Origin of the sequence: Pollutimonas thiosulfatoxidans (genome assembly GCF_004022565.1) — a bacterium.
GTDB lineage: Bacteria > Pseudomonadota > Gammaproteobacteria > Burkholderiales > Burkholderiaceae_B > Pusillimonas_D > Pusillimonas_D thiosulfatoxidans.
Genome location: NZ_CP022987.1, coordinates 3494468 through 3508423 on the forward strand (window position 1 = coordinate 3494468; position 13956 = coordinate 3508423).

The 13956-nt window shown below is 60.8% G+C and carries 6 protein-coding genes; 3 read left to right on the top strand and 3 right to left on the bottom strand.

Annotation, left to right across the window (positions count from 1 at the left end; genetic code table 11):
• Nucleotides 1-89 precede the first annotated feature (89 nt).
• Both CKA81_RS16770 and CKA81_RS16775 read left to right on the top strand, forming a co-directional pair.
• Entirely contained in the window at nt 90-8537 is an 8448-nt protein-coding gene (locus tag CKA81_RS16770; RefSeq protein ID WP_128356326.1) for a GH36-type glycosyl hydrolase domain-containing protein, read from the top strand.
• A 172-nt stretch (nt 8538-8709) separates the two neighbouring features.
• Nucleotides 8710-10620: a phosphoenolpyruvate carboxykinase (GTP) gene (locus tag CKA81_RS16775; RefSeq protein WP_128356327.1), complete on the top strand. Its 1911-nt coding sequence runs from the start codon at nt 8710-8712 to the stop codon at nt 10618-10620.
• Here CKA81_RS16775 and CKA81_RS16780 read toward each other — a convergent pair.
• From CKA81_RS16780 to CKA81_RS16790, 3 genes are all read right to left on the bottom strand, one after another.
• Entirely contained in the window at nt 10571-11557 is a 987-nt protein-coding gene (locus CKA81_RS16780) for a helix-turn-helix transcriptional regulator (protein WP_128356328.1), read from the bottom strand. The genes CKA81_RS16775 and CKA81_RS16780 overlap by 50 nt on opposite strands.
• Nucleotides 11558-11609: 52 nt before the next feature.
• Complete coding sequence (locus tag CKA81_RS16785) at nt 11610-12446, bottom strand: SIR2 family NAD-dependent protein deacylase (RefSeq protein ID WP_128356329.1); 837 nt, start codon at nt 12444-12446, stop codon at nt 11610-11612.
• A gap of 72 nt (nt 12447-12518) precedes the next feature.
• Nucleotides 12519-13316: a 2-keto-4-pentenoate hydratase gene (locus CKA81_RS16790; RefSeq protein WP_128356330.1), complete on the bottom strand. Its 798-nt coding sequence runs from the start codon at nt 13314-13316 to the stop codon at nt 12519-12521.
• Nucleotides 13317-13489: 173 nt separating this feature from the next.
• Here CKA81_RS16790 and CKA81_RS16795 point away from each other — a divergent pair, with 173 nt between their 5' ends.
• On the top strand, nt 13490-13930 hold the full coding sequence (locus tag CKA81_RS16795) for an NfeD family protein (protein WP_128356331.1): 441 nt from the start codon (nt 13490-13492) through the stop codon (nt 13928-13930).
• Nucleotides 13931-13956 lie beyond the last annotated feature (26 nt).

Sequence of the window (13956 nt, forward strand, 5' to 3'; positions counted from 1 at the left end):
GCCAGCAACGCTGTATGCTGTGCAATGAGCCAATTATTCGCACATAAAGCCAGCCGCAGGCGGTCCTCCCCTGGAACGACAAGGCTCCCATCAGAGAAGAGCTTTTCGGTGTAGAGCGCCTGGGGCAACACGCCCGAAGCCTGGCCGCCGCGCAAGGGATCACCTCCCGTCCTCAACGCGTTGAGGTCTTGCGTAAACGCCTGGACCGCAACGCTGCCATCCTGCTGGACGCTTACCGTGCAAATGCGGCGGAGCTCGAAGCCGGTCGGGGCGTGGAGCCCGCTGCAGAGTGGTTGCTGGATAACTATCATGTCGTCGAAGAACAGGTGCGGCAGATTCGCGACGACCTGCCTCCTGGCTTTTATCGGCAGTTGCCCAAGCTTGCCGCCGGCCCGCTTGCCGGGTATCCCCGGGTTCTCGGCGTGGCATGGGCATTTGTTGCCCATACCGACAGCAATTTTGAGCCAGAGGCATTGCGCCGGTTTATTGCTGCCTACCAGTCGGTGCAGGTACTTACCATCGGCGAATTGTGGGCCGTCGCCATTACTCTACGAATTGTGCTCGTCGAAAATTTGCGACGCCTGGCTGACGAGATCAGTGTTGGTCGCAAGGCGCGCAGCGATGCCGACAATCTGGCCGACAGCTTGCTGCAGTCGGGCGCGACGCGCACCGCGCTGGATCTGGACGCCAGGACCCGGCCCCACGGTCCGTTGTCGGAGATGTTTACCGCGCAGTTGAGCAAACGACTGCGAGACCAGGATCCACTTGAGACGCCTGGCCTGGCTTGGCTGCGGGAACGGCTTGGACAGCAGGGCGGGGCTTTGGACGACGTGGTGCATCAGGCGCAACAGCGGCAAGGGGCATCCAATGTCACAGTACGCAATGTCGTCACCAGCATGCGCCTGATCTCCGATATGGATTGGGCGGATTGGTTCGAAAGCGTCAGCCTGGTCGACGAGCGCTTGCGGGCGCACAGCGCCTTTGGCGACATGGATTTCGCAACGCGAGACCTGTATCGCAAGGAAGTGGAGCATCTGGCGCGCGGTACGCGCTTAACCGAAGTGCTGGTGGCGCAGGCAGCCCTGGACGCTGCCCGCGCCGCGGCCAGTGATGCGCCGGAAGAAGCGAGGGAGCGCGTCAGCGATCCTGGCTACCATCTTGTTGCACAGGGTCGGCCCGCACTCGAGGCCGCACTGGGCTATAGGCAGCCATGGAGACTGCGCCTTAACAGGGCCGTTGTAAACAGCGGCATTTCGGGCTACGTCGGCGCCATCCTGGTCGTAACTGCTGCACTGACTTGGCTGGCATGGTGGGCGCTGTGGAGCCCGGGCATCGCCGCAGGCTGGCTGGGGTTGTTCCTGTTTTTGATCCTGTTTCCACTAACTGACTTGGTCACCGCACTACTCAACCGTGTCGTCACATGGAATTTTGGGGCGTCCATACTGCCAGGCCTGGACTTGACGCGCAAGGTCACGGAAAAACACAGGACCGTGGTTGCCGTGCCGACCTTGCTGACCAGCGAAGAAGAGCTGCTGGGCCATGTCGAGCAACTCGACGTGCATTTCTTATCCGGATCGGGCGGCGACCTGGTCTACGCGCTGCTGACCGACGGCCTGGATGCCGACACGGAAACCACTCCCGCTGATGCCGCCTTGCTCGCGGCAGGAGCCGCAGCCATCGCAAGGCTCAATCAGAAGTATGGTCCTGCGCCAGGTGGCAGCCGTTTCTTGTTGCTGAATCGCCGCCGGCTCTTTAACGAGACGGAAGGCAAGTGGATGGGCTGGGAGCGCAAGCGCGGCAAGCTGCATGAGTTGAACCGACTGCTGCGCGGTGCAAGAGACACCAGCTATGTGCCGATCCCGGGGTTGGTCCAGCAACTGCCGGACGGGACGCGTTATGTGCTTACCTTGGATGCCGATACCCGCCTGCCCAGGAATGCGGCTCAAAGACTCATAGGAAAGATGGCACATCCGCTTAATCGGCCTCAGTTCGATGAGGCGCGGCAACGGATAGTTGCAGGGCATGCCATTCTGCAGCCCAGGGTCACGCCTTCGCTTCCCTTGCATCGCGAAGGCTCTGTGTACCAGCGCTTGTTTTCCAGTCCGGGAGGCCTGGATCCGTATGCTTCGGCCGCTTCCGACATTTATCAGGACTTGTTCGGCGAGGGCTCGTATACGGGCAAGGGCATATACGACATCGACGCCTTTGAAGCAGCCTTGGCCGGCCGCGTTCCGGACAATGCCATGCTAAGTCACGACCTGTTCGAAGGCGTCTTTGCGCGGGCCGGGCTGGCTTCGGACATCGAAGTCATCGAAGAATTTCCTGCTCGCTATGACGTAGCGGCCAAGCGCATGCATCGCTGGACGCGGGGCGACTGGCAACTGCTGCCCTGGCTGTTTGGGCGCCCCGCAGGCAACCGTGCCGTCCCACCGATCGGGCGCAGCAAGATGCTGGATAACCTGCGGCGATCGCTGCTGGGGCCTACGACTTTCCTGGCGCTGTGCGCCGGCTGGATGCTGCCCATGCCCGCAGCGCTGCTGGCAACGCTGTTCGTCCTGGCATGCGTCGTCATTCCCGCTTCACTGTCTCCTATCAGTTTTGTCATGGCGCGGCGCGGGGCGGTTTCGCTGCGCAACCGCCTGCGGCTTTTCGGCCAGGATCTTCAACTGGCGGGCGGCCAGGTATTGGCTTCCTTGATCTTCCTGGCCGATAGCGCATGGAAGATGACCGACGCCATCGCGCGAACGTTGTTTCGGCTTGTTGTCTCCCGTCGCCATCTTTTGGAGTGGACGACGGCCGCGCAGTCAGCAGGTGGCGCGCGCCTGGATATCGCAGGCTTTTATCGCATGATGTGGCAAAGCGTCTGCCTGGTGCTGATCATGGCGGCCAGTGTGTTGCTGGTCCAACCCGCCACTTGGCCCTTGGTGCTGCCGTTTGCATTGCTCTGGTTGGCCGCGCCGGCCGGCGCGTGGTGGGTCAGCCGCCCGCGGGCGTTGGCTCCGGCCCTGCAGGTGTCTGCCGAGACAGACGTCTCTTTAAGGCTCACCGCCCGGCGAACGTGGCGCTACTTCGAAACCTTCGTCACTGACCACGATCACATGCTGCCGCCGGACAACTTCCAGGAAACGCCACAGCCTGTCGTGGCGCGGCGGACCTCTCCCACCAACATGGGCCTCTATTTGCTTTCGACTGTCTCGGCACGCGACTTCGGCTGGCTGGGTACTGAACACTGCATCAAGCGGTTGGAGGAAACACTGGCCACGATGCAGTCGCTGGACAAGTACAACGGACATTTCTTCAACTGGTATGCCACGGACGACTTGCGTGTGCTTGAGCCCGCTTATGTCTCGTCGGTCGACAGTGGCAATTTGGCAGGGCACTTGATTACCGTGGCCAATGCTTGCGAGGAATGGATCAACGATTTCTCCAGTCCCACTGTGCGCTCGGGCCTACTGGACAACCTTGCCTTGGCGCGTGATGATCTGATCGCCATGGCGGTGCCGGGCGACGAGCGGCTGCAGCAACTGGCTGCCAAATTGACCGAGCTGGACGCATTGCTGAACGGCCCACAGGATCTGACCCTGGTGCTTCCGACGCTTATACGGCTTGCGGAAAAGACAGCCAATGCGGCGCAAGCCTTGGTGCCTGCCGAGGGCGACAGCTACCGTTACGATCTGGCGTTCTGGACGCGTGCCCTGGCTGTTGCGGCGCAATCGCATTGCGACGATGTCACCGCTGCGGCGCAGGATGCACAAGCACTCAATAACCGCCTGCAAGCGGTGGCAGACACGGCGCGCAGGATGGCCATGGCCATGGACTTTGCCTTCTTGCTCGATCCTGAGCGCAAGTTGCTTTCCATAGGCTATTCGCTGACTGACAACCGCCTGGATGCCAGTTGCTATGACCTGCTTGCTTCGGAATCGCGTCTGGCCAGTCTTTTTGCGATTGCCAAAGGCGACGTGCCCACGCTGCACTGGATGCGCCTGGGGCGCACATCGACGCCGGTGGGCCGGGGCTCTGCATTGATCTCGTGGTCGGGCTCGATGTTCGAGTACTTGATGCCGTCCCTGATCATGCGGGCGCCGGTAGGCAGCTTGCTGGAGCAGACCAATCGTCTCGTCGTGCAGCGCCAGCGCCAGTACGCGGCCGGACTGGGCATTCCTTGGGGATTCTCCGAGTCTTCCTACAACGCCCGCGACATTGCGTTTACCTACCAGTACTACAACTTCGGGGTTCCGGGGTTGGGCCTCAAGCGGGGCTTGTCGGAAGATCGTGTCGTGGCGCCCTACGCAACAGGTCTGGCGGCGATGGTGGATCCGGCGGCCGCGCGGGATAACTTCCGACGCCTGGCGCAGCTGGGAGCCTCCGGGCGCTATGGCTATCATGAGGCCCTGGATTTCACCCCTTCAAGGCTGCGCGAGGACAGGCCGGTAGCTATCGTGCGCAGCTACATGGCGCATCACCAAGGCATGACTATCGTGGCCATTGCCAATGCGCTGTTCGACGGGCAGGTACGTGCGCGCTTTCATCGCGAACCAATGATACGCGCCTGCGATTTGCTGCTCCAGGAGCGTGTGCCCCGCGATGTGGCGGTGGCCCATCCCCGTGCCGAAGAGGTCAACGCCTCCGCCATACCCGCCCACGTTACCGCCGTCACAACCCGTCGCTTCGAGGCCGTGCCCGCTGGCCCTCCCCACACGCATTTGCTGTCCAACGGGCGCTATGCGGTCATGTTGACGGTCGCGGGCGGGGGCTACAGCCGGTGGCGTGACATTGCCGTTACGCGCTGGCTGGGAGACGCTACGCGGGACGATAGTGGCTCGTATTTGTTTCTGCGTGACCTGCAGCGCGGCGACGCCTGGTGCGCCACCCCGCAGCCGGCCCGCAGTGAACGACTGCCTGTCCAGGTTGATTTCTCGGAAGACAGGGTCGATTACGTCCGTCGCGATGCCGGGCTGATCACGACAACACAGGTGCTTGTGTCCGGCGAGGACGATGGCGAGGTGCGACGCGTGTCGTTGGTGAACAGTGGCCGGAAGGCGCGCGAGATCGAAGTGACCAGCTACGCTGAACTTGTCCTGGCGCCGGCTGCGGCAGACCGGGCCCACCCGGCATTTTCCAAGATGTTCGTGGTCACTGAGTTTTTGCCGGAGTTCGGGGCCTTGATTGCCACCCGCCGTCCCCGGTCACCGGAAGAGACCCGCGTGTGGGCTGCCCACTTCGCCGTGATCGAGGGCGATGAGACTGCGCCGCTGCAGTACGAGACGGATCGGGCGCGGTTCCTGGATCGCGGCGCTGTAGGCAGGATGCCCCCCGTCGTGACAGAAGGGCGGCTGCTGACCAATACCGTCGGAACGGTGCTGGACCCGGTATTTTCACTTAGGCATACGCTGCGGATTGCACCAGGCAAGTCGGCGCGGATTTCGTTCTGGACATTGGTAGCGAATACTCGCGAAGCTCTGCTTGGCCTTGTGGACACGCATCATGATCCCAGTGCGTTCGAGCGGGCCAAGACCTTGGCCTGGACACAGGCGCAGGTTCAGTTGCTGCACCTTGGGATGCGGGCTGAAGAGGCAGCAGCCTTCCAGAAGCTGGCCGCCCCCTTGCTGTACCCGGATTCACGCTTCAGGGCACCGTCGGCGGCGATCCTTCGGGGTGCCGGCAGCCAGGCGGGCCTGTGGTCTCATGGCATATCGGGCGACCTGCCCATTGCACTACTACGCATCGACGATGAGGCAGATATGCCTTTGGTCAGGCAATTGCTGCGCGCCCACGAGTATTGGCGCATGAAGCAGTTGGGGGTCGACCTGGTGATCATCAACGAACGTGCCTCCTCCTATATCCAGAGCTTGCAGAACGCCATCGACACCGCCGTACGCAGCAGCCAGGCACGTTCCAGTTCGGGCAAAGCGTTGGCCAAAGGCGCGGTGTACACCTTGCGCGCGGACCTCATGACCGTGCGGGACAGGGAGTTGATCCAGTATGTAGCTCATATTGTCTTGCTTGCACGCCATGGGCCGGTTCCCGACCAGCTTGCCCGGATTGCAGAAGCGTCGCCGCGAATCAATGTGCCCCTGCCGGCCGGGCCGGCGCTGCCGAAGGCGACCTTGCCTCAGGCGATGGCCCAGCCGGAGCTCGAGTTCTTCAATGGACTGGGCGGTTTCGACCTGGAAGGCAAGGAGTACGTCATCAAGCTGCAAGGAAGTATGAACACTCCGGCACCCTGGATCAACGTAATTGCCAATCCGCACTTCGGCTTTCAGGTTTCAGCGGAGGGTGGCGCCTACACCTGGGCGGGGAACAGCAAGGAAAACCAACTGACGCCGTGGTCCAATGATCCTGTCCTGGATACGCCCGGCGAGGCGTTTTATATTCGCGATGAATCCAGTGGCGATTTCTGGAGTCCTACGCCACTGCCTATTCGCGGTAACGCGCCCTACCTTGCCCGCCACGGATTCGGCTACAGCCGGTTTGAACACCTGCATGGCGACGTTGCCAGCGAGCTGTTGCAGTATGTGCCGCTGGACGATCCCATCAAAATATCGCGGCTGAAGCTTACCAACAATTCTGGACGCCGACGCAAGCTCTCGGTGACTGCCTATGCAGAGTGGGTGTTGGGATCATCCCGTAGCACGTCGGCCCCTTATCTGTTGACACGCATGGACGAAGCAACGGGGGCGATGCTTGCCAGCAACCCCTGGAGCCTGGAGTTCGGCCAACGGATGGCCTTCATGGATCTGGCGGGCTGCCAGACATCCTGGACTGCGGATCGTCGGGAATTTCTGGGTGATAACGGACAATTGGCAATGCCGGCTGCTCTGGTTTCGACCGAGGCGCTGTCCGGGCGCTGCGGCGCAGCACTGGACCCCTGTGCGGCCTTGCGCGGCGTGGTCGAGCTCGCACCGGGCGAGTCCGTGGAAATCGTTACCTTTCTGGGCCAATGCATCTCTGCCGCAGACGCCAGCGCTTTGCTGCAGCGTTATCGGCAGATGGATCTGGACCAAGTGCTGGAACAAGTCAAGGCCCATTGGCACACCCTGTTGGGCACCATACAGGTCAAGACGCCGGACCGAGCCATGGACCTCATGTTGAACGGCTGGCTGCTGTACCAGACCATTGCCTGCCGGCTATGGGCTCGCTCGGCGTTTTACCAGGCCAGCGGCGCGTATGGCTTCCGGGACCAATTGCAGGACAGCATGGCCTTGACTTTCGTCATGCCGGGCGTCGCGCGCGAGCAATTGCTGCGCGCCGCGTCCCGTCAATTTGTCGAAGGCGACGTGCAGCACTGGTGGCTGCCGCCGTCAGGGCGAGGCGTGCGGACACGCATTTCGGATGACAAGGTGTGGCTGGCTTATGCCGCGGCGCACTATGTTGAGCGCTGTGGCGACGAGGCAGTGCTTGATGAACCCGTCAGCTTCCTGGAAGGTCCGGCGTTAAACGAGGTGGAGCACGACGCCTTCTTCCAGCCGACGCAAGCGGACGAGACCGCCACCTTGTTTGAGCACTGCGCGCGCGGTCTGGATCACTGCATGGCATTAACCGGCGAGCACGGCTTGCCGCTAATCGGTACGGGCGACTGGAACGATGGCATGAGCCGTGTGGGCGAGGCTGGTCGGGGTGAAAGCGTCTGGCTCGGTTGGTTGCTCTGGCGGACTATTGAGATGTTTGAGCCGCTGGCCCGCTTACGCGACCCGGGACGCGCCGCGCGGTGGCGCCTGCATGCCGACAGTTTGTGTGCAGCGATCGAGACCCATGCCTGGGACGGCGATTGGTACCGGCGCGCGACTTTCGATGACGGCTCTTGGCTGGGTTCGTTTTCCAGCGAAGAGTGCAAGATCGATTCCATCGCCCAATCGTGGGCGGTGCTGTCCGGCGCCGCGCGGCCGGAACGCGCAGCCACCGCCATGCTCAGCCTGAACAAACTGTTGGTCTCTGAAGAAGATGGCGTCGCCCGCTTGTTCACCCCGCCCTTCAATCGTATCGATCGCGATCCCGGCTACATCAAGGGGTATCCGCCCGGTCTGCGTGAGAACGGCGGTCAATACACACACGCCGCTCTGTGGGCCGTCCTGGCCTACGCGAAGCTGGGTGACGGCAACAAGGCCGCAGCGCTGTTTTCCTTGCTTAACCCGGTGCATCACGCGGACAGCCCAGAGGCCGTACAACGCTACAAAGTGGAGCCCTACGTGGTGGCCGCTGATGTCTATTCGATGGCGCCGCATGTGGGGCGTGGTGGGTGGACCTGGTACACCGGCTCGGCCGGGTGGATGTACCAGGCCGGTATCGAAGGCATCCTGGGCATACGGCGGGCCGGCGCCTTTATTAACGTCAACCCCTGCATTCCGACGGCCTGGCCGGGTTTTGAAGCGGCGCTGGCCATAGACGGCGGCCATTACGATATTCGTGTAGAGAACACCAGTGGGCGCGGTACAGGCGTGACGAGCGCCACCCTGGATGGCGCCGCAGTTACGTGTGCAGACGGAAAGGTCGTTCTGCCGCTGGATGGACTGCGTCATAGCGCGGTGATCACCTTGTAGTCACCAGTCCTGGAAGGCAGGTTAAGCCGCCCGGGGGATAGATACGTCTTGAAGCTTCGTGGTGCAATCTTCGAGTCGCTGCAAGGTATGATGTGGCCAAAATAGAGCCTACGGGCCATCCGCCGGGCACGCCGCCTGCACGCCAAGAATTCAAAGCTCACCGGAGACAAAGATGGATAAAAGATATAGTGACGACGCTGAACCGACCACCGGCCGTGTGGCTTCCGCCTCGCAAGTGGACGGTCCGCCTGCCTATGTCAAGCATAAAGGGCTGATCAAATGGGTAAACCAGATAGCCAGCCTGGTCCAGCCTGATCGCGTCGTCTGGTGCGATGGCTCGCAACAAGAATATGACGACATGTGCGCGCAATTGGTCACCAATGGCACGATGCGCCCGCTGAATCCGCAGAAGCGGCCCAATTCCTACCTGGCCTGGTCCGACCCGTCGGATGTGGCGCGTGTCGAGGATCGCACCTTTATTTGCTCCGAATTCGAGCATGACGCCGGGCCCACCAATAACTGGATGGCGCCAGAAAAAATGCGCCAGACCCTGGAAGGCTTGTTCGCCGGCGCCATGCGGGGACGCACGCTTTATGTTGTGCCGTTTTCCATGGGGCCGTTGGGCTCACCCATTTCGCATATCGGGATCGAGCTCACTGACAGCCCCTATGTGGTCGCCAACATGCGCATCATGACACGCATGGGCAGCAAGGTTTACGACGTACTGGGCGAAAACGGCAGCTTCGTACCCTGTGTGCATTCGGTCGGCAAGCCCCTTGAGGCGGGCGAAGCCGACGTGCCCTGGCCTTGCAACGACACCAAGTACATCGTGCATTTCCCTGAAAGCCGCGAAATCTGGAGCTTTGGTTCGGGTTACGGGGGCAATGCGCTGCTGGGCAAGAAATGCTTTGCCTTGCGTATCGCTTCCACCATGGGGCGCGACGAAGGCTGGCTGGCCGAACACATGCTGATCTTGGGCGTGCAGTCGCCCGAAGGACGCAAATACCATATAGGTGCCGCTTTCCCTTCGGCCTGCGGCAAGACCAACTTCGCCATGGTGATTCCGCCTGCCGGCCTGAAAGGCTGGAAGGTTACAACCGTGGGCGATGACATTGCCTGGATCAAACCCGACGCCGACGGACGCCTGCGCGCCATCAACCCCGAGGCCGGCTATTTCGGCGTGGCGCCCGGCACCAGCGAAAAGACCAACTACAACGCCATGGCAACCTTAAGGGCCAACGTCATCTTCACCAACGTCGCCCTGACTGACGATGGCGACGTATGGTGGGAAGGCATGACGTCCACGCCACCCGCACACCTTACGGATTGGCAGGGCCAGGACTGGACTCCCGATATCGCAAGAGAAACCGGCCGCAAGGCGGCGCATCCCAATGCACGCTTTACAGCCCCTGCGTCGCAATGCCCCTCCGTAGACCCCGAATGGGAGAACCCCGAAGGGGTCGTGATGGACGCCTTCCTGTTCGGGGGGCGTCGTTCCGACACCGTGCCGCTGATCACCGAAGCCCGTAGCTGGGCAGAAGGGGTCTACATGGCCGCCACCATGGGCTCGGAGACCACCGCCGCCGCTGCCGGAAAGCAAGGCATAGTGCGGCGCGACCCCTTTGCCATGCTGCCTTTCTGCGGCTACAACATGGGCGATTACTTCCAGCATTGGCTCAGTATGGGTGCCAGGCTCGAGCGTTCCGGCGCCACGCTGCCGCGCATTTATTGCGTGAACTGGTTCCGTAAAGACGCGGACGGGAAATTCATCTGGCCGGGGTTTGCCGATAACGTGCGGATCTTGAAGTGGATTATCGGGCGACTGGAAGGCAACGCCAACGGCCAGGACGGTTTCTTCGGCATTTCGCCTCAGTTCGAGGACCTGGACCTGGCCGGAACGCAGTTGAACAGCCAGCAGTTCCAGCAGCTCATGAGCTGCGACGCCGAAACCTGGCGCAAAGAGCTGGACTTGCACGACGAATTGTTTGCGCGGATGGAAGGCAAATTACCCAAGGCCTTGCACGGCATCCGAGCTACGCTGGCGAAGGGTCTTGGGGGGCATGACGTCGGGCTTCCTTCTTGATGTCCCACACGTGTTCACCGAAACCATTCAGCCACCAGTCCAGTCGGGCGCAGTCTATGACCGTTGCCCGGATGGCGTAATAGTTGCCGTGATCTTCGACTTCCTGGTCTTTCGCCAACAGGCTTTCCAATAGGTGCTGGCCAACAGACCGGGTAATCGAGAAGGACAAGCTGATGTGCTGTCCTTCTCCGAACCTGAAGCGTCCATCGTCGTCATATTTTTGCAGGCTGAATTCCGGTGGGCGCGTAAAGCCAAGACCCGAGACTTCGGCTCGCAAGATGCGGTGGATGGCCAGGCTGCGCTCGTTATCGTATCCGTCGTAGCGGCAAACCAAATACAGTCGTGAACCTTGCTGGGCCAAGCCCAGCGGCATGACGTGGCGCTCTGCCTGCTTGCCGGCTGCGTTTTTATAGTCGAGCGTGAGCCAACGGTTCAGATACAGGGCCGTGCTGACCGCCTCGAAGACCTCAGGCGCGATCACGGGCGGCAACAGCGGCTGGCTTTCTCCGACCACACGCACCTTGGACGGCCATTCCGTTTCTGGCTTGCTGTCCGGATAGGGGGCCAGATTGCAGCGTGCCTGCTGGAAGAACCCGTCCAGGGACGTCATTAACGTTGCAGGCAGTAGATTTCGCAGATAGTGGTGGGCCAAGGTCAGCAACAGGGACTCTTGCGCCGTCAGCGCGGGTAGCGACAGCCCTTTTGACTGGGTTTTCCACCGATAGCCATAAGGCTTGCTGCTGATGTCGCAATCGATATCAAACTGAGTGAGCAAAGACTCCAGTTGCCGCTCGATGGTCCGCCGGCTGCGGTCCATGCCGGCGGCAAGCAGCTGTGTGTGCAGTTCGGGTGCGGAAATGGACCTGTTCCGTGGAATCCGCTTCAGGATCTCCAGCGTCAGCTTCACCGTTTCAAGGTTGGAGGGGCGCGATGCCATAGGTTTTTGTTGTTTCTTGTTTCTTGGGTCAATTTAGGTTACATGGTAGCCGTTAAAAAAAATCCTGTTCGACCAAGGCAAGATGAATCGCGTTTAGGGCTTCCCGGGCGCTCATTTGCAGTGAGACATGGTGGGTGGAGGGTGTTAGATGGGCGTCGCGAGTATTGATGCGAATTAGCGGACGGTGTTGCCGCTCGGCAAAAATACGAACTGTCGGGATGGCTGTGCCCGCGCCCAGTTCGATAACAACGGGCCTGGATACCTTCTGCAGCCATGCATCAAGTTGTTCGCGTTGTCGATCCGAACGGCCCGAGACCCAGCCTACGTCGTTGAACATCAGCACATTTGGCCGCGCCACCCGCCCGCAAACGGGGCAAGCCGGAGGGCGGTTGGTCAACAGGCAACTTTCTTCGTCGACGATGGGCGTAAACAGCTGCGCCGACCAGATCTGCTGCTCGCAGGCGTCGATACACTGCAGGTGATTGATGGAACCATGGCACTCGTGGACTTGATTCTCGTCGAACCCGGCTCGCTGGAAGTGGCCGTCCACATTGCTGGTATAGACGAAGGCGTTGTGTGGCAGCTTGGCCGCGATTTCGTGTAGGAGCTGAAAGCCCCTGTGCGGCGGCGTTTGGCGATACAGATTCAGCCTATGGCCATAGAAGCCCCATGCCAGGTGTGGCGCGTCCCAGAAATGCTCGGGAGAGGCGATGTCCTGAAAGCCGATGCCGGTTTTTTTCAGGGCGGGATAGTGACGCCAGAACCCCGCATTGCCGCGGAAGTCTGGCAAGCCTGAGTCCACGCCCATTCCTGCCCCGGCGGCAATGATCAAGCCGTCGGCATGGCTGATTAGTTGTGCTGCCTTGATGAACCTATAGTTACTCGTCATGCTTAACTCCTGGAAGCCATTATCCAGGCGGCAACGTCATCATGCGTCGCATGCCGTTTTAATCGCGTTCTGCTACTGGAACACGACAGCCAGCCCGCTTAAGGGCCCATGTTCAAACGTGCTGCTCCATTGTTCTCCGGGACTGACGGCATAGGCGGCCGTCATGGAGCCGGTCGTAATCAATTCCCCTGCGGCGATCGGAGCCATGCCTGCACGAGCCAGTTCAGCACTGAGGTATGCCACTGCGTTCAAGGGGTTTCCCATGACATTGGCGCCGGTGCCGACCTGCCGTATTCCTCCATCGCATGACAAAGTGACCGTCGCTTGTTCCAATTGTGCTGCGACGTCGTTTCCGAATGCCTGGATGGGACACGGCGTGCCCAGCAGCAGTGCGCCATGCAGCGATCCGTCAGCGACGGCGTCCGCTGCGGTGAAGCGCCACCCCGGGAAATGGGATTGCACTATCTCGAAGCCGTGAGCCACCCAATCTATGCATTCGACCAGTTCTGCCGCCGTAGCGTTCGCGGGCGGCGCTTTATGAAAGTGAAGCGCGATTTCCGGTTCGATGCGTGGCTCACTGAAAGCTGCCAGGCTGAACGTAGTCTTGCCATTCGTTGCTGCGACCACACTATGGTCGTACATGGCGCCCCAGATCGGGGCGTCCACACCAAATTGCTTCCATAGTTCCTTGTTGGTGAACCCGATCTTGCGGCCTACGAACTGCGCGCCGGCCTGGATACGGGCGGTCTGGATACTGGCTGCCACACGGTAGCCGTCTGTCAAGCTGAAGCCTGGGTTGGACTGCGTGATGGGCTCGATAGTGCTTGCTTGATCTTGGGCGGTTTGTACGCGGTGAGCGATTTCTGTCATGTGTTGATCCAGGCATGTAGAAGGTGCTTCGATTTATACCATTCTTAGCCGGGAAGCCAGGTATGTTACGGGCGCCGTGTTGGCGAATAGACGACGGCGCAAACGCTTAATCGATAACAATTCCCTTACAAACTCCTTAACGTGCCAAAATGGAACGCTTATAAGGAACTGATATGTGGTTTTGGTTTGGCGCCGCGGCGCTCTTTTTGTTGCTGGAATTGGGCACAGGCACTTTTTATCTGCTGCTCGTGTCTCTGGGTATGGTGGCTTCCGGCACAGCGGCGTATGCCGGTCTTTCTCTGATCTGGCAAATTGCCAGTGGCTTGTTCGTGTCGCTGGTGGGGCTGGTGGTGCTGCATGGCTTCCGCCGCTCTAAAGGCTATGTGCCCACGCAGTCCAACGCCAATGTCGTGCAAGATGTTGGTCAGCACGTCATGGTGGATGCATGGGACGAGTCCCGCCAGATCAACGTTTTTTATCGCGGCGCCAACTGGACTGCACGCCTGGACGCAGGCCAAGCTGCGCAGCCCGGTGAGCACTACATACACTCAGTTCAAGGTCTGACGCTGGTTTTGCGGCCAGGCCGGTATCCCGGAACGGATGCTCAACATTAGGCTCTTGGATCCCCAACGGTCTTCAC